Source organism: Parageobacillus thermantarcticus (assembly GCF_900111865.1).
Classification (GTDB): domain Bacteria; phylum Bacillota; class Bacilli; order Bacillales; family Anoxybacillaceae; genus Parageobacillus; species Parageobacillus thermantarcticus.
In genome coordinates, this window is record NZ_FOJS01000033.1 from 12,789 (window position 1) to 29,865 (window position 17,077).

14 protein-coding genes are annotated in these 17,077 nt (G+C 44.1%); 13 read left to right on the plus strand and 1 reads right to left on the minus strand.

Going from position 1 to position 17,077, the window contains the following annotated elements; all coding sequences use genetic code 11:
* The first annotated feature begins 243 nt into the window (after nt 1-243).
* From BM278_RS19690 to BM278_RS13560, 7 genes are all read left to right on the plus strand, one after another.
* Complete coding sequence (locus BM278_RS19690) at nt 244-1,053, plus strand: hypothetical protein (RefSeq protein WP_425272984.1); 810 nt, start codon at nt 244-246, stop codon at nt 1,051-1,053.
* A gap of 209 nt (nt 1,054-1,262) precedes the next feature.
* Nucleotides 1,263-2,435 carry an 8-amino-7-oxononanoate synthase gene (gene bioF / locus BM278_RS13535; RefSeq protein ID WP_090950619.1) on the plus strand — a complete coding sequence of 391 codons (1,173 nt, stop codon included), beginning with the start codon at nt 1,263-1,265 and terminating at the stop codon, nt 2,433-2,435.
* 240 nt (nt 2,436-2,675) lie between these two features.
* Nucleotides 2,676-3,599 (plus strand): glutaminase A, encoded by a 924-nt coding sequence (glsA, locus tag BM278_RS13540; RefSeq protein ID WP_090950622.1) that lies wholly within the window; start codon nt 2,676-2,678, stop codon nt 3,597-3,599.
* A 20-nt stretch (nt 3,600-3,619) separates the two neighbouring features.
* Complete coding sequence (locus tag BM278_RS13545; protein WP_090950625.1) at nt 3,620-4,018, plus strand: cytosolic protein; 399 nt, start codon at nt 3,620-3,622, stop codon at nt 4,016-4,018.
* A 183-nt stretch (nt 4,019-4,201) separates the two neighbouring features.
* Nucleotides 4,202-4,528: a nucleoside triphosphate pyrophosphohydrolase gene (locus BM278_RS13550; RefSeq protein WP_090950628.1), complete on the plus strand. Its 327-nt coding sequence runs from the start codon at nt 4,202-4,204 to the stop codon at nt 4,526-4,528.
* Complete coding sequence (locus BM278_RS13555) at nt 4,521-6,974, plus strand: DEAD/DEAH box helicase family protein (RefSeq protein ID WP_090950633.1); 2,454 nt, start codon at nt 4,521-4,523, stop codon at nt 6,972-6,974. The genes BM278_RS13550 and BM278_RS13555 overlap by 8 nt, the downstream gene beginning before the upstream one ends.
* Before the next feature lie 131 nt (nt 6,975-7,105).
* Nucleotides 7,106-9,025, plus strand: coding sequence for a 3'-5' exonuclease (locus BM278_RS13560; protein WP_090950654.1), 1,920 nt, complete (start codon nt 7,106-7,108; stop codon nt 9,023-9,025).
* 61 nt (nt 9,026-9,086) lie between these two features.
* Here BM278_RS13560 and BM278_RS13565 read toward each other — a convergent pair whose 3' ends face one another.
* Nucleotides 9,087-10,406: a M20/M25/M40 family metallo-hydrolase gene (locus tag BM278_RS13565; RefSeq protein ID WP_090950636.1), complete on the minus strand. Its 1,320-nt coding sequence runs from the start codon at nt 10,404-10,406 to the stop codon at nt 9,087-9,089.
* An 84-nt stretch (nt 10,407-10,490) separates the two neighbouring features.
* On the opposite strand from BM278_RS13565, the gene BM278_RS13570 reads away from it, so the two are divergent.
* The 6 genes from BM278_RS13570 to BM278_RS13595 all read left to right on the plus strand — a co-directional run bounded on the left by BM278_RS13570 (nt 10,491) and on the right by BM278_RS13595 (nt 16,826).
* Nucleotides 10,491-11,414 carry a tetratricopeptide repeat protein gene (locus tag BM278_RS13570; protein WP_090950639.1) on the plus strand — a complete coding sequence of 308 codons (924 nt, stop codon included), beginning with the start codon at nt 10,491-10,493 and terminating at the stop codon, nt 11,412-11,414.
* Nucleotides 11,415-11,424: 10 nt separating this feature from the next.
* The gene (locus tag BM278_RS13575) at nt 11,425-11,835 is read left to right on the plus strand and encodes a DUF4275 family protein (protein ID WP_090950657.1); all 411 of its coding nucleotides are present in this window, start codon (nt 11,425-11,427) and stop codon (nt 11,833-11,835) included.
* 107 nt (nt 11,836-11,942) lie between these two features.
* Nucleotides 11,943-13,511 (plus strand): plasmid pRiA4b ORF-3 family protein, encoded by a 1,569-nt coding sequence (locus BM278_RS13580; protein WP_090950642.1) that lies wholly within the window; start codon nt 11,943-11,945, stop codon nt 13,509-13,511.
* Nucleotides 13,512-13,599: 88 nt separating this feature from the next.
* Nucleotides 13,600-13,890 (plus strand): nucleotidyltransferase family protein, encoded by a 291-nt coding sequence (locus BM278_RS13585; RefSeq protein ID WP_090950645.1) that lies wholly within the window; start codon nt 13,600-13,602, stop codon nt 13,888-13,890.
* Nucleotides 13,891-13,910: 20 nt separating this feature from the next.
* Nucleotides 13,911-14,765, plus strand: a complete 855-nt coding sequence (locus BM278_RS13590; RefSeq protein ID WP_090950647.1) for a Cof-type HAD-IIB family hydrolase — start codon at nt 13,911-13,913, stop codon at nt 14,763-14,765.
* 708 nt (nt 14,766-15,473) lie between these two features.
* Nucleotides 15,474-16,826: a hypothetical protein gene (locus BM278_RS13595; protein ID WP_244151174.1), complete on the plus strand. Its 1,353-nt coding sequence runs from the start codon at nt 15,474-15,476 to the stop codon at nt 16,824-16,826.
* Nucleotides 16,827-17,077 lie beyond the last annotated feature (251 nt).

Genomic DNA, 17,077 nt, shown 5'->3' on the forward strand with positions numbered 1-17,077 from the left:
TGGTCATGTTCAATAAATCCTATGTGGATGGGAAAGTTCTTGTTACTCTAGGCGTTTATGTATTTTTGCAAAACATAGACAAGTGTCTAAATCAAAATAAAGTCATGCAACGTACATTATTATCAGGCAAAGATAGAAGAACACAGACTCCCCGTTTTCTATCTTTCCAACAATGAACATATATCGGGAGGTTCAAAAATGAGAGCATACACTCATGATGACATTCAAAACGCTGTAGTTGAAATGGAAAAGGAGGGGCTAAGAGGCTTTTTATATCAAGAGCCGACAGGACGTAAAAGCCGGAGCCGGAAGCATCGTTCACGCCGTTCACACCAGAAGAGCCGTACGTGCCGGACACATCGTTCGCACCGCAAGAGCCGTACGGGTCGGACGCATCGCTCGCACCGGACAAGTCGCACGTGCCGGACGCATCGTTCGCATTGCAAAAGCCGCACGTGCCGGACGCATCGTTCGCACCGCAAGAGCCGCACGTGCCGGACACATCGTTCACATCGTAAGAGCCGTACGGGCCGTACGCACCGTTCACACGGCAAAAGCCGCACAGGTCGGACGCATCGCTCACACCGCACAAGTCGCACGTGCCGGACACATCGCTCACATTGCAAAAGCCGTACGGGTCGGACGCACCGCTCGTGCCGGACACATCGCACAGGCCGTACGCACCGTTCACACGGCAAAAGCCGCACGGGTCGGACGCATCGCTCACATTGCAAAAGCCGTACGGGTCGGACGCATCGTTCGCACCGCAAGAGCCGCACGTGCCGGACACATCGTTCACATCGTAAGAGCCGTACGGGCCGTACGCACCGTTCGCACGGCAAAAGCCGCACTGGTCGGACGCACCGCTCACACCGCACAAGCCGCACAGGCCGTACGCATCGCTCACATCGCAAAAGCCGTACTGGTCGGACACATCGTTCGCACCGTAAGAACCGTACAGGCCGGACACACCGTTCACGCTGCACAAGCCGTTCCCATCGAAAAAAAAGATATTGGGATAACGGTAATATGGAAATGTTATGGATTGACTAACGCATTACTTTTAAAATCTGTACAACATGAGGCGATGGTGAAAAACCTCGCCTTGTGTTGTTTTTTATTTTTAATGAAACATTGTTCTAAATAAACAAAATGAAATACTACACATTTCCAATTAATTTAAGAAGAAATTGTACGTATTGGCATTCTGTTGTTATAATGTAAACAAAAATGTTTTTTTAGTTAACAATTGGGGGATGAGGATGAAACAACATATTCAATCCGTACTTCAGCAATTAGAACAAAAGACGCAAAAGCGTAGCTTAAAGAATGTATCGTTTTGCAACGGTTCATGGATTGTCATGAATGGACGAAAGCTGTTGAATTTAGCGTCAAATGATTATTTAGGACTAGCGAGCGACGAACGATTAATCGAAGCTGGGTGCCAAGCAATGTGTACATACGGAGCCGGCGCTACCGCTTCCCGCCTCATCGTCGGAAATTACGAACTTTACGCGAAAGCCGAAGCAGCGTTAAAAAATTGGAAAAAGAAAGAAGCAGCGCTCATTTTCAATAGTGGGTATACGGCGAATCTCGGAATCATTGCGGCTCTGATTGGCCGCGATGATATTGTGTTTAGCGATTGGCTCAATCATGCGAGCATTATTGATGGAATCAGATTAAGCGGCGCGGAACGATATCGTTATTATCATAACGACCTCGATCATTTAGAGTCATTATTGAAACAAGCATCTCCGCATAAACGAAAATTGATTGTCACCGATTCGATTTTCAGCATGGATGGGGATATGGCGCAGTTAGAAGGATTAGTAACATTGAAGAAACGTTATAACGCCATCTTAATGGTTGATGAAGCGCATAGCAGCGGCCTTTATGGGGAAAGAGGAGAAGGTCTTGTTCACCATCTTCATTTGCAAGATCAGGTTGACATCCAAATGGGCACCTTCAGTAAGGCGTTAGGCAGCTTCGGTGCTTATGTAGTCGGCGAACAGTGGCTGGTCGACTACTTGATAAACACGATGCGCAGCTTTATTTTTACTACCGCGTTACCGCCTGCCGTCCTTGGCACAATCGAAAAAGCAATTGAGATTGTCCAAAACGAACAAGCAAAAAGACAAACGTTGCAAGCTCATAGCTGTTATTTCCGCGATGAACTGCAAAAGTTAGGATTTAACGTTGGAAAAAGCACGACACATATCGTTCCGATCATCATCGGCTCAAACGAACAAACGGTGCAAATGAGCGAGCGGCTTCAAGAATATGGAATCGCCGCGGTAGCGATCCGGCCGCCGACCGTTCCCGAAGGCACCTCGCGCATCCGCTTTTCTCTTACGGCCGCATTGGCGAAGGAAGAAATCGATTGGGCGTTGGAGCGAATCGCGAGAGCGGGAAAGGAAATGGGATTGATAGCTTAACATGATTTGTTGGTTTTGCCTGATATGATCATCTAGGAATGAGGTATAAATCGTTTCCACGGTTTTATCTTGCATGAATAAAAACAACGGAGAGTGCGAAAATGGTTTCCATCCATAATATCATTTGCCGGAAAAGAGCGATGTATTCCATTCCAACCGAAGAACCGCTGAACTTTAATGTTCAGCGGTTTTTTACATATCGATCGCCTAGCTGGCCATACTAACAAAAGGTGATGACTGATGTACAGCAAATCTGAATTAGAACAATTTGTCAAACAAGCAAAACAATACGCACGCTACGGCAAAGTTGCCGATTACATTCCCGCTCTTGGCAAAGCGAATCCAAACGATTTGTCGATCGCCATTTACACACGAGACGGCAGCGTCATCGCCGCAGGAGACACAACCGACAAAGTGACATTGCAAAGCATTTCGAAAATTATCGCGCTCGCGCTTGTTTTAATCGACCATGGGGAAAAAGAAGTATTCCAAAAGGTCGGCATGGAGCCGACGGGCGATCCGTTTCACTCGATTGCGAAGCTAGAAGAAGTGCAGCCAGCCAAACCGCTTAATCCAATGATTAATGCCGGGGCGTTAGCGGTCACACACATGATTAGCGGCGCTTCGGTCAACGAGCGGTTTCAGCGCCTTTTGCAATTTGTCCGAAAACTGGCGGGAAACCCGGAGATCTCATATTCCAAAGAAGTCGCAAAATCGGAATTTGAAACAGCGTTTTTAAATCGTTCCTTATGTTATTTTTTAAAGCAACATGGTATTATCAATGAAGATGTCGAAGAGCTGATGGACCTTTACACGAAACAATGCGCGATTGAAATGACGTGCATCGACTTGGCGCGAATTGGTCTTGTCTTTGCGATGGACGGACGCGACCCGTTCACTGATGAACAGATTATGCCGCTTGATGTCGCTCGCATTTGCAAAACATTTATGGTCACGTGCGGCATGTACAACGCATCAGGTGAATTTGCCATCAAAATCGGCATTCCCGCAAAAAGCGGCGTTTCGGGCGGCATCCTCGCCGCTGTCCCAGGCCGGTTTGGCATCGGCATTTTCGGTCCTGCATTAGACGACAAAGGCAACAGCATCACCGGCATGAAATTGTTGGAGTTGCTATCCAAAACTTATTCTTTAAGCATCTTTTAAAATGGAGGAGGAAACGCGAAATGAAATCATTTACCGTGCAATTTCACCGCGAAGACGAAATGGATACGATGACGATCCAAAAATTAAACGAACAAGACTTCGAAAAAGCGACAGAAGGCGGGACAAGGCATTTATTCGATTTAGATACAAACATCGGTTTTTTCGTCTTTTTTGATGCCGAAGACGCAAATGGGAACCCGTCGTATCTTGTCTTGCAATATGAAGACGACAACGAAGACCCAAGCGCGTGCTATTCGTTCGAGTTGAAAGATTTTTACGAATTCGCTGCCCTCTACTTAAACGACTTGGAATTCGGCGAAGAGGAAAGGATGGATGAGGAAGACGAATACGGTCCGATTCACCATTTGGCGCATCTTCTTTATCATATCGTAGAAGAAGGAAACGCAGTCGAAGTGTGACGAAACGATCCCGGATCATGCGTGATCCGGGATTGATATTGCTTGCCTCCGGTATTTTTCGGAGTTATTTTGTTCATTTTCACTTCTGTCTATCACTCTATTATTCTGGAGAAAATGGGTTTTAAAAAGAGCAAATAATTTTATAAAATTGATAAAGGAGAAAAAAGATAAGGAGATGACATTATGCCTGTCTACAATAAACTTGTTCGCGATCGGATTCCCGAAATTATTCAAGCAGACGGAAAGACATTCACCACGCGCGTATTAGAAGAGAAGGAATATCGTGAAGAGCTTCGGAAAAAAGCGCACGAAGAACTTCAAGAATATATGAATGCTAGTGATGATGAAACGGCGCTGGAAGAATTGGCAGATTTATTGGAAATCATGCATGCTCTTGCCAAGTGTCACGGGGCGTCGATCGAGCGCGTTGAGCAAATTCGAGCGGAAAAAGCAGAGAAGCGGGGAGGATTTGAAGAAAAAATCTTTTTAGTCGAGGTACACGATGAGTAAAGTTGAATTTATTAAACGCAATCTTATCGAAAAAATACAGGAACATATGGAAACAGCGTCGACCATATACATATTGACTTCATTCGTGATGAAATCTGGTGTCCGCCTTCTGAAAGAAACATTGAAAAAAGCGGCGGAACGAGGGGCAGATATCAAAATTTGTGCCGGCGATTATCTTTTTGTTACTCAGCCGGAAGCGCTTCACGAGCTATTTTCTATTCATCCGGATATCGAAGTCCGCTTATGGCGAAGCAGCGGAGTTTCTTTTCACCCGAAAGCGTATTTGTTTGAAAACACAACGAGCGGCTATTTTATTGTCGGTTCCTCCAATTTGTCGAAATCGGCGCTGACAGAAGGAATCGAATGGAACATCGGGCTGGACAAAAGCGTTGATGAAAACGTATTTGCGAAGGCAATGGAAGAGTTTTTAAAGCTGTTTTATGCCGATGCGACTGTACAAGTGAACGAAGAGACGCTAAAAGACTATGAAAACCAGTATCATGACTATCACCAGCGCCATCCAAATCTCGCGCGAACATGGGCGGAAGCGGAAGAGATTGAATTAATGCTTCCGCTTGAACAAACGAAGGTGGATGCGAATAAATTTGGACATAGCGTAGTCCGTGATCCCGCAATAGTGACATACGAAACGATTCAGCCGCGTTTTGCTCAAGTGGAAGCGCTCAAACAACTGGAAGCGACTTACGAAGAAGGCTATGACAAGGCGATGGTCGTCATGGCGACAGGGCTTGGGAAAACGTATTTGGCCGCATTTTTTGCCCGCCGTTTTCAAAAAGTGCTATTTATCGCGCATCGCGAAGAAATTCTTCGTCAGGCGAAAAAATCGTTTCAACGCGTCATTCCCGATAAAACGTTTGGCATTTATGATGGCAACGTGAAAGAAAAAGAAGCGGATATTATCTTTGCTTCGATTTTTACATTAAGCATGAAAAAACATTTAGAAGCATTCGCTAAAGACTCCTTTGATTTGATCGTTATTGACGAATTTCATCATGCTGCTGCTCGTTCGTATCAGCGAGTGCTCGATTATTTTCAACCAAAATTTTTGCTTGGCATTACCGCGACCCCAGATCGAAATGACAACAAAGACGTATATGCGATTTGTGATGGAAATGTCGCTTACAAAATTGATTTTATCGAAGCGGTGCAACGCGGATGGCTTGCCCCTTTCCGCTATTATGGCGTTTACGACGATACGGATTATTCCAAGATCAAATGGCTTGGCAACCGCTACGATGAAGCAGAACTGCTCCAAGTTCAGCTAAGGGAAGAAATGGCGGACAAGATTTTAAAGGCATGGGAGAAATATAAGAAAACGAGAACGCTCGTATTTTGTTCATCGATCAAACAAGCCGACTTTTTATCGGAATATTTTCAAAAACGAAATCATCGAACGGTCAGCCTTCACTCCAAGCAGACGGACATTCCGCGCGATCAAGCTATCGCGATGCTGGAAAACGGGGAATTAGACGCCATTTTCACGGTGGACTTATTTAATGAAGGAGTTGATATTCCATCGGTCGATACATTGCTGTTTGTCCGGCCGACGGAGTCGCTCACTGTGTTCACCCAGCAAGTCGGCCGCGGGCTTCGGCTGCATGAAGGAAAGGATTATTGCGTCATTATTGATTTAATTGGGAATTATCGCAATGCAGACGTGAAATTAGCGTTGTTTGATACGGAACGCGGGAGCAGCAAAAAGAAAAAAGCAACACTGATCCCAACCGTTCCAGAAAATTGTTCGATTCATCTCGATGTGCGAGCGATTAATTTATTAGAAGAAATGAGAAAAAAGCGGCAGCCGCGTCGTGAGAAACTATTATTGGACTATCAGCAATTAAAACAGGAACTCGGTTATCGTCCAACATATTTGCAGCTTCACCTATATGGAAGAAGTGAAGCGGTAGAATATAAATCGGAATTCAAAACGTATTTTAGGTTTCTTTATTGGGCGGGGGAACTGTCAGAAAGAGAGAGGGAAGTTTTCTTAAAGTATGAATCATGGTTAGTGGAAGTAGAGCGTACTCCGATGACAAAAAGCTATAAAATGGTGGTCTTACAAGCAATGCTTCAAAGAGGTTCTTCACGATGGCATTTACCGATTACGCCGCAAGAAGTAGCACCGTTTTTTCATCGCTATCTAACCGAGAAAGAATACCGGAAGCGCATTGATTTTTCGGACAAGGAAACAAAACGGCTGTGGATTTACGATGAAGAGAAAGTAAGCAAACTTATCGCTAGAATGCCGATGACGAAATGGAGCGGAAGTTCAAACGGACTACTTTCTTTTGACAACAATGTTTTTTCTTTAACATTTTCCATCGATCCGGCAGATGAAGAAATTTTATATAAGTGGACACAGGAGATTTGCGAGTATCGGTTGCATGTGTATTTTGAGAGAAAAGCGAGTACAAAAATAGAGTAGTTTTATATTTTTCTATGCTATTTCTATTGAGGAGATAACTTTCTTTTTTCCACAATAAGCCATGATTTTATATTATAGTTAATAATTTTGTTAAATATCGGAAATTAACTGACATGTTGGGGCTGATTTCGATGGCGTTTACAATTCCGGAGACGATTCGTTCAAGTGCAACAGCTGGGGAACGATTGTTGTTTCGGACGTTGAAAACATTTTTACCTGATGATTATATCGTATATTATGAACCGGAAATCCGAGGGAGACGTCCTGATTTTGTGATCATTGGACCAGATTTAGGGATTGTCGTCTTGGAAGTAAAAGATTATACATTGTCTACACTTCTTCAAATAAACAACGATGAATGGACGATTATAAATGGTGCGGGAGAGCAAGTGACGGTGAAAAGTCCATTTAAACAAGCGCGAGATAACGCATTTCACATTGTGGATGTGTTGAAAAAAGATAAAAATTTAGTCCATTTGGAAGGAAGATACCAATTCCAATTGAAATTTCCATACGGTTATGGGGTAGTATTTACACGGTTGACGCAAAAAGATTTAGTGAAAAAACAGTTGTACCCAGTTATTGATCCGAATCTTTGCTTACTGCGCGATGAAATTGATCCAGATAAAGAATCGTTTAGCGAGGAAGTGTTATTTGAAAAAATATTAAATATGTTTGTCGTTCCATATCGTTTGCGGAAGCCTTTAACAAAAGAAGAAATTGATGCGATTCGCTATCATCTTTTTCCAGAGGTTCGAATTAGTGCAGAATTTCGTCCGCCGGTTCCATATCAAGATCAAATTTTGCTTTCTCTTCATGATATTAAGGCAATGGATTTGCACCAGGAAAATTTGGCAAAACAAATTGGAGATAAACATCGACTTATTCGTGGAGTAGCGGGGAGTGGGAAGACACTTATTTTAGCTAGTCGTGCAAAGTTGCTGGCAAAGGAGCATCCAAATTGGAAAATCTTAATTTTGTGTTACAATATCTCGTTGGCTCAAGGAATTCGGCAAATGATAAACAATATGTTAATGGAACCGGATTCTCTATTTGATTTTGATTTTACGAAAAAAGATGGATTGGCGGATATCGCATATGGTCAAATTATTGTGCGCAATTTCCATGAATGGCTTAAACATGATTTAAAAATTACTGAACAACAAATTCCATATATTTTAGAGAAACTTGAAAAAGGTGAAGCGATTTTACCAACATATGATGCTATTTTAGTAGATGAGGGACAAGATTTTTCATCAGACTGGTTGGCGCTTATTAGCAAACTACTAAATCCGGAAACACAATCGCTTCTTCTTGTAGAGGATCGAGCACAAACGATTTATAAACGAAAACGGTCTTATGTCCAAGATACGGGCTTAAATTTCCAAGGGCGATCCAAAGTATTGACGATCAATTATCGAAATACAGCACAAATTGTGAAATTTGCTTGGGATTTTTACCGTACTCATTCGGTGTTAAAAAATAAAGTAGCTCATCGGGAGTTTGAAGGAGAAATTATTGCCCCGCAAAGCACAAGGAGAAAAGGACCGGAACCAGTAATATTAAAAGCGAATAATTTTGCGAATGAAATGAAGGAAGTCGCAAAACAAATTCAAATATTACATAACGAGAAAAAGGTTCCGTATTCAGAAATACTTATTTTATACCGAGTAAAACGAACCCATCTGCAAGATATTATTGGTGTGATTAAGCGAACTCTTGAAAAAGAGCAAATTCCTTATTATTGGCTGACTGAAAATGAAATAGCCAAACGAACATTTTTACGAGATGACGGTAAAGTAAAAATAAGCACGATCGAAAGTAGCAAAGGTCTTGATTTTCAAGCGGTTTTTATTGTGAACATTGATAATATGCCATTCGCTCTGGAAGAGGATAAAGAGAGAGAAGTGTCGCTACTATACATTGGCATGACAAGAGCAAAAGAATACCTATACCTTTCCTATTCAGGCGAATCGGAGTTCACGAAATATTTTGAGGCGATTCGCAAAGAGCGTCAAAAAACGAATGCACAGCGGCCAAAACATGGATAAATCCAAAAATAGAATAAAAGTAGAGTGGTTGCTTTGTTCCACTCTACTTTCTATTTTTCTTCTAACCTTTACACGTTGCAATGAGTTTTTCGGCAATCATATTGTTTTCAAACACCGTTTCAAGCAGAAGCACTGTTTCCAGCGTTGCTTTGCAGTCAAGCGTTTCGAGTTCGGTATGTTCATGCTCGTAGCCGACGGATAAGTTGACAGACGGAATGCCGAATTCGGCGAAGGTTTTGGCATCGCTGAGACCGCCTGAGGTGATTTTCCAGTCGGGCATGCCGGCGAGCGTTCCGGCTGTTTCGAAAATGCGGCCGTATTCGTCAGGGCAAAACGGTACGATGCCGGCGTAAGAAGTGACGATGTCGCGCGTTCCGCGGCGGTCCACGACAATCGCGGAGTCGATGTCTTGCAAAAACGCCGGGTCGATATGGCGCGAGCCGAGGCAGCCGATTTCTTCCTCGACGGTCAAAGCGATTTTCAGCGTTCCTTGGAAGCGGGAATGGCGAATGAAATCAATGATTTCCAAAATGACAGCGATTCCCGCCCGGTCGTCGGCGCCTAAGATGCCGCTGGAACTTTTTAAAGTGGTTCCGTTTTCGATCATCGTTCGGTAAGGATGAAAGGATTTTACGGTATCCATATGGGCGGAAAGTGCGATCACTGGCCCTTCTCCGCAATGGATCGCCGCGAGCAAGTTGCCATATCCATCTGTTTGGAGCCAATCGACCCGTGATTGCAAATAGCGGTGCAGCCATTGGCGAATGACGTGTTCCCGCCCGCTTTTGCCTTGGATGTGAAGAAGAGGCATAAGCCGTTGTTTTAATTTTTCTAACCTGTACACTTTGAGTGTTTCCGGGTTTCTCCACACGTTGTGCAGCCGTTCAGCGATGGTGAGAAGATCGGCGATTTGTCCTTTCTTATAGAAAAATGTCGCCTTTCTTTTTTCTAGCTTTACGTGTACACTTTTCGGTGTGCAGGAGCGAATAATCGAAGTTTGTGTCGCGGACAAGTCGTTCAGAAAATAAATCCTAGCTGGTCGGCGCCCTTCTCCGTCGCAGCTGTTAACCGTATAAATATGCATCATATTCAGCCAGCGGACGATGCCGCGGATGTACGGATCGATTTGGATGAGGGGAAGGTCGTCTTTTGTCGGGTCGATAAGTGTTTCTTTCCCCGGAATGTCACGATGGTGAAAAATAATCTGTTCGGCGGTTTGTTGGAGCGCTTCGACCCAGTCCGTTTCGGAAATGGCGTCAAGATGCTGGTGACGCCGAATGAGTGTTGCGACTGTTTGCGCAAGCCACTGTGACGTAATTCCTGTTTCTGCATCTTCTGGCAGAAATCCGTGTCGAACCATGAACTTCGTTAATTTTTCCATACTATCCATCTCCTTTTCAAATTCGTACAATGCAACTATACAAATCGGGGTGTGACCGCTTGTCACAAAAGGAGGGAATAGGAAATGGAAGAATACGAGTTTTTCCCGCATCACGAAGAGCGTCGCTTGCTTGCCGAGTGGAGAGAAGAAAAAGATCGAAAGCGGCGTGAGAAAATCGAAAGCGAATTGATCCATTTGTACGTTCGTTTTGGCGAGTATTTCAAAATGTCGAGCACCCCTGATCCGAAGCTGGCGAAAATGTATTTGCAAAAAGCGTTAAAGCGAAAGCCAAGCCATCCGGTTGCAAATTATCGGTTGGCGCATATTTACTATAACGAAGGAAGATACGCCGAAGCGGCGTATTATTTTCATCGGGCGCTTTCCGGAGAGAGGGAGGAATCTCTTAATGATACGCAGGAGATGCTAAGCCATATGTTTCTTGTCAATTGCGGCATTTTTCTTGCGTCGAACGCGTTAAAACAAGTGGAAAAGATGGAAACAAGACCGTATGATGAAGAAACGGTCGATCGCTATCGCCGGGCGATTTTTCTCCAGCGCATCGAAGATTTTCACCGCGCGTTTTATCGCATCATTACGCCAAAAAGCGATGAAATCGTAACGGAGGAAACGTATTTTTCCGAGCAGGAGCGGCTTTTGCCACATGAGGTGATGCTTTGCGTTAGCGAACAAAACGGCTTTATCGTTCGTTACGCAGAAGAGTCGGTGAAACTGGACTACCAGCCGTTTTATGTGATCGCGGCGATTTTGCATAGCGAGCGGCCGATGACAGGGGAAGACGTCCGCGAAACATTGTTTCAGTCGTTTTTCGGCAGAAAGGTTACCGATGCCGCCATTCGGAAGATGTTTGAACGATTGCGTGCGCGCATTCCGTTTTGGGATGAGATCATTGAGACGACAAGGATAGGAAACAAAGCGGCGCGGCGCCGCAAACAAGGCGTTTCGTATCGGATTTTTTGCCGCGCGAGCGATATGTTTCCTTGGGAGTAGGGAGATGGAAATGAACATACGAAAAAGATTAGAAAATCGAGGAATCATAGTCGAAGAATGGAAGGGAAAAGGAGAAGAATTTCGCAGGCGTTGGGAACGAGCGTTTGCCGATGCCATTAGTCCGCAGGAGAAACAGTCGATTTATTTCGATCAGCTTTTGTGGCATGTATTCAGTTACGAAAAACCGCCTTGTTTTGAAGGGAAAGCGGCGATGCGGGCGTTTCATGAGGAGAACCGATTCGTTTGTTATTTGTTTTATCAAGAAAGGGAAGAAGCGTATATGTTGATCAATGCCGAAAATTTGCGGGCGGAAGATTTGCGGCACGAGCACGATGTGTATGTCGTCGACCCGCAGTTTACGTGGACGTACGTGCAGACGCATGAAGACTGGTGTGGTCCGTATTTTTATCGCAAAGAGTGAATTTTGTATGTGTCTGTTCATCGTTTCTTTTGCCATCGTATTTAAAATTATCATAAATAAATGGTAGAATGAAAAAAGAAAATTTATGATGATATGGAGGAAATCGTGTGATCTATCAACTAAAAGCGCAATTAAAAGATATTCGCCCGCCGGTGTGGCGGCGGTTATTGGTGCCAGGCGAAATGACGTTCGCCGAGCTTCATGGTGTGCTACAAAAAGCGTTTGATTGGGAAGACCGGCATTTACATACGTTTTACATCACGAAAACGCGCGGAACGGCGAAGCAGCGTATCGAAATCGGCAATGATGGCGGCGCTGGATGGAGCGACGCGGACTATGAGGAGCATAAGGAGCGGATTTTCGATTGGCTCGTCGAGGAGGGAGATCGCTGCTTGTATATTTATGACTTTGGCGATTACTGGAAGCATGAGATCGTGCTTGAAAAAATAATAGAACCGCAGCCGGATGCCGTCTATCCCGTTTGCCTTAAGGCGGTGCGGGTTGCGCCGGAAGAAGACAGTATGGGCGAGGGGTGGAATCCAGAGGCGATCGAGACAAAGGAATTGACAGCGATGGTCAATGCAAAATTGGCTCCGCTGTGCAAAAAAGTTGGCAAGGAAATCAAAAAGAAAGCGCGAAAAGAGATGGAGAAGAAAGCACAGGCAACGCAAGGCAACGTATGGCGGGCACTGCTGGAAAAAGCGGTGGCGTTTAACCGGTTAGCGCCGTGGCAATGGATGGATGATGATGAAATTTTCCTTGTCATTGATCCGGAAACGAACGAGCGTTTATACTGTTCCGTCATTGGCGCGCTTGGCCAAGAACATGGCATGGTCGTATATATCGGTGAGCAAGGATACAAAAGCCTGCAATATTTATTAAAACATCCATATCCTGAGCAAGATCCCGTGTATACACAACGGGCGGTGCTTATTTCCTTTGCCGACAGAAATGAACTAAGCAAGAAAGACTATGAACTCCTTCGTTCGCAAGGCATGACGTTCCGCGGGAAAAAGCAGTGGCCACAGTTTCGCAGTTTTATTCCGGGATATTATCCGTGGACGATTTCCGAAGAAGAAGCGAAATTGGTGACAACAGCGCTTGATCAGGCGCTTGATGTCGCGCAGCGCGTCAAGGAAGGGGAACTTTCCCTTCCAGTGTTTCCGAAGGATGGAAAGATGTTTGCCCGCGTTGGCGAAAAAATGGATGGAACCGTCATTTGGCGCGATGACGCCGTTTTGCTTTCTGAACTGGAAGGTGAGAAAAAAACACCGACGTATGAACTGCTTGTCGATCCGAAGTTGATAAAAATGGTCAAAAATATTGGACAAGTATACTACGGCAGCGTCGAATTTGACGTGGGGTATATCAACCGGCCGGTGCAAGAGAAGCGCGGGGAGCGCCCGTATTTTCCAACATTGGTACTGGCGGTGGACGCAAATAGCGGGCTCATCATCCATAACGATTTGCTTCCAATCGAGAATGTGGTGATGCGCGTGCAAAAAAGCTTTTTGGATATGCTGCTGCGGCTCGGGAAAATGCCGCGGGAAATTCGCATGAAAAAGGAAACGAAGCAGATGCTTGCCCCTTTGCTGCGCAAACTGCCGATCCGGACGATGGAAGTGTCGCGGATTCCCGCTGCTGAACATGTCCGCAGAACTTTTGAAATGTTTTAGGATAAGGTGCAAGGAGGAATCGAGATTTGGACGACAAGTATATCGAAAAGCTGCTTGAAAATATAAAATAAAGAAGTGATTGATCGCGATGTATGGAATTCATGAAGATGTATACCAAAGGTTAATGGATTACTTTCAACGCGAACGTGGCATTCGGAAAGTGATTTTATTCGGCTCAAGGGCCAAGCATACGGCGCGCTATAATTCAGATATTGATTTGTGCATTGATTATGAAGGAGGACAGGAAGGAAAAATTGTTCAAGATATCGATGACATTGTTGGAATTTATTCCTATGATGTGCTGTTTGCCGATTCATTAAATGAAGAAATAAAACGGCAAATTGACCGCGATGGAGTAGTGATTTACAAACGCGCATAATGAGAAAGAGGGATGCAACAGTGTTAATCGCATTAGATATGGACGGGACGCTGCTCAATTCGAACGGACGGGTGAGCAAAAGAAATAAAGCGGCTATTGCAAAAGCGCAAAAGCATGGCCATATCGTGGCGATCGTGACGGGAAGGGCATATAAAGACGCGCGCGCGCCGCTTCAAGAAGCAGGCATCGTTTGCCCGATTATGAGTTTAAACGGCGCGGTGATGACATTAGAAAATGGGACGGTGCTTGGCGATGTCCCGCTTGACAAAGAAAAATTGATTCCGGCACTTGAATGGGTGCGTGCGCAGCCCGATTTATATTGCGAAATTTATACGGGCGATGCCGTCTACGTCGGTCTCCATAACCGCGCCCACCTCGAGGCGCTGGCAGAAAAGACAAGCGATATCGCTCCCGAATTAAAGCGCATTGTCGAAAAGCAATTCCAGCAAGCGCGCGTGACGTATGTCGATGATATCCGTCTCGTGTGGGAAAAACGGGGTATTGCGTTTTATAAAGTGCTCGTTTTTTCTCTTCATCAAGAACGCTTACGGGAAGCAGAGGAACAATTTGCCGATATTTCCGGCATCACCGTGACGTCGTCGCATCCGAACAACATTGAGATCAACCATGAACGGGCGACGAAAGGACAGGCGCTCATGAAACTGGCCGCCCATTACGGCATCGACATGAAAGATACGGTCGTTTTCGGCGACAGCCATAACGATTTATCGATGTTCGCCGTCGCCGGCTACCGCGTCGCGATGGAAAACGCCGCTCCCGAATTAAAAGAAGTCAGTGATATGGTCACCGCCTCACATGAGGAGGACGGCGTAGCAGTCGCATTGGAAGAACTGATCGCCAAGCGAAACCAGTAACGGTGGAAATCACGCCCTTCCTCCACTCCACTGTCGATGCTTGGTCTGGGGGAGGTATACATAAGGCTTTTGCTTTCATACACTAAAGTAAGATGTTAATATATCAACAGTTTGGACGTTTGACTTTTTTGTTCAAACCGTCTAGTTTGCATAATGACAATTTGCTTCAAAACCTTCACTTCAAACGAAGTTAAGTGGTGGGTAGTTTAAGAGGGTGCTGGCACAGGAAACTTCGCATAGTTCATAGAATTTTATAGGTGATGAATAAAGTTCGAACCGATCCATTTTTTGGTCGGTCCAAAAGGATAATCAAATCTTTTCTCTGTAAGTAAGATCCTCAAATGCTCTCTTTTTGCATTTGAGGATTTTTTATTGGGGTCGATTTTATCGTAATCGAACGAGAAGCCCCCCGCTTTCGCTAGAGGGGAGTGGGGGAGAAGGTTTTGTTGGCTTGCAAACGGCCACACCATTGCGAGTGTATGAAATGATGCTGGAAGCTTACTGCAACAAAGGGATAATGGAGGAACAACTTGATTATCTTCCATGGGAAAACGTTATATATTGTGTGCACGGTCCAACAGTTTCTTTACAAACGAGGTCGACTATATTTTTCATTATAGATCAGCTGGAAGGATTTTCAGTTTTCCTCATTTTGTTGTACTATCTATTTATGAAAATATGAAAAAGAATAGAAAGTGGGGGATTTCGTTGCGAGTTTTCATTTATACGTCTGTTGTTATGTTGTATGTCGTGTCGCAGTTTGTGTCTGGAAGTGTGATTCGTTATAGTATAGGGATAATGGCAATGGCTGCGCTCATTGTTTCGGCTTTTTATGCAAGAGGAGTGTATGCTATTTCAGGAGCTGTGTTTTTCGGGATTGGAACCATATTATTTTTTTATAATGATTATCCTTGGCATACGTTTATTTTGCATTTTGAACAAGTGCTCGGGCTGCTTTCTCTCTTTTTTGTGCTCCCGTTTATGAATTCTCTCATTCGCGTCGGGCGTTATGATCAAAATCTTAGTTTATGGTTGCAGCGTGGAGCAACGAATGCGAGTGCGTTATATCGGCGCAGCTTCAGTGTTTGCCACTTATTGGGGCTGTTTCTCAATATCGCGACAGTACCGCTATTGGTCAAATCGCTTCGCGTTGCATTACGGGAATTTCAGAAACAGATAGCTGATAAGTTTTATACGCAAAATTTATTGCGGGCATATGCGTTATGTTTGACATGGAGCCCAATGGAAGTGATGATCAGCACAACGATTGACATCACACATGTACGCTATTATATGATTTTGCCGATTTTGCTTTTCATGGCGATAGTAATGGCTGGTGTCGATTGGATTTTTTCGTCTTATAAATACCGTCATCTCCCTGTAACATCGAGTGGTCCACATGTTGAATATCCCAAACAAGTGTATCAAAAAGTGATTCAATTGTTAGCAATGTTATTGATTTTTATTTTCATCGTTTCATTGTTGCAGCATGTACTTCATAAAGGCTTTTTATTCTCCGTCGTGATTTCGCTCGTTCCTGTTTCGTTATTATGGGCAATGCTCATGAGAAAAACAAAACGGTATATCGTTATTGCAGTGCAGCATTGGAAAGAGCGGACGAAAGGGCTTGCCAATTACTTTTTTATGTTTTTGAGCGCTGGTCTCTGTGTGGAAATGTTATCCCACTCCCGATTGCGGGATGCGTTGGAGGCAGTGTTTCAAATTGAAACCGAACAAACAATATGGCTGTATATCATGATAGGAGCCTATTTTCTTGTGACGTCTTTTTTCGGTTTTCATCCTTTAGTGGCATTGACGCTACTTGCTTCATTATTGCGGCCGATGTTGCCGATGATCCCAGCAGTTCCTTTGTCGATCGTGTTAATATGCTGCAGCTTAGCGACGGTGATGTATAGCCCATATAATTTATCGGTGTCGATTTTGGCGGAAGAATTAAAAGCCAATCCATACCGTATTGGAATATGGAACATTTGGTTTGCAATCAGTTACATGGCGATTAGTATTTTCATCGCATTTATGATAGAGAAAATTTTGTATTGACAACGTTTACAAAAGAAAATATAATGTGCGTAGAACGATTGAATCTTGTGATAAATTTAATTATTTTGATAATTATATATTAGATCGATCTAACACATTTATAATATTTTAGCTTAAGTGATGATTGGTATAGATATGAAAGGAGCATTCCTGTTAGAAGTTTTTTCGGGGACTTGAATAAAAAAAGCCCTCTTGGTATGATTCGGGGGTGTCAATCACACGAATTGACCCCTAATTTGAATACCAAGGAG

Bases quoted from the DNA above. Each gene is read 5' to 3' on its own strand.
- glsA (WP_090950622.1), top strand. From the start codon at position 2,676: ATGTACAGCAAATCTGAATTAGAACAATTTGTCAAACAAGCAAAACAA.
- BM278_RS13555 (WP_090950633.1), top strand. From the start codon at position 4,521: ATGAGTAAAGTTGAATTTATTAAACGCAATCTTATCGAAAAAATACAG.
- BM278_RS13570 (WP_090950639.1), top strand. From the start codon at position 10,491: ATGGAAGAATACGAGTTTTTCCCGCATCACGAAGAGCGTCGCTTGCTT.
- BM278_RS19690 (WP_425272984.1), top strand. From the start codon at position 244: ATGGAAAAGGAGGGGCTAAGAGGCTTTTTATATCAAGAGCCGACAGGA.
- BM278_RS13550 (WP_090950628.1), top strand. From the start codon at position 4,202: ATGCCTGTCTACAATAAACTTGTTCGCGATCGGATTCCCGAAATTATT.
- BM278_RS13560 (WP_090950654.1), top strand. From the start codon at position 7,106: ATGGCGTTTACAATTCCGGAGACGATTCGTTCAAGTGCAACAGCTGGG.
- BM278_RS13585 (WP_090950645.1), top strand. From the start codon at position 13,600: ATGTATGGAATTCATGAAGATGTATACCAAAGGTTAATGGATTACTTT.
- BM278_RS13565 (WP_090950636.1), bottom strand. From the start codon at position 10,406: ATGGAAAAATTAACGAAGTTCATGGTTCGACACGGATTTCTGCCAGAA.
- BM278_RS13545 (WP_090950625.1), top strand. From the start codon at position 3,620: ATGAAATCATTTACCGTGCAATTTCACCGCGAAGACGAAATGGATACG.
- bioF (WP_090950619.1), top strand. From the start codon at position 1,263: ATGAAACAACATATTCAATCCGTACTTCAGCAATTAGAACAAAAGACG.
- BM278_RS13575 (WP_090950657.1), top strand. From the start codon at position 11,425: ATGAACATACGAAAAAGATTAGAAAATCGAGGAATCATAGTCGAAGAA.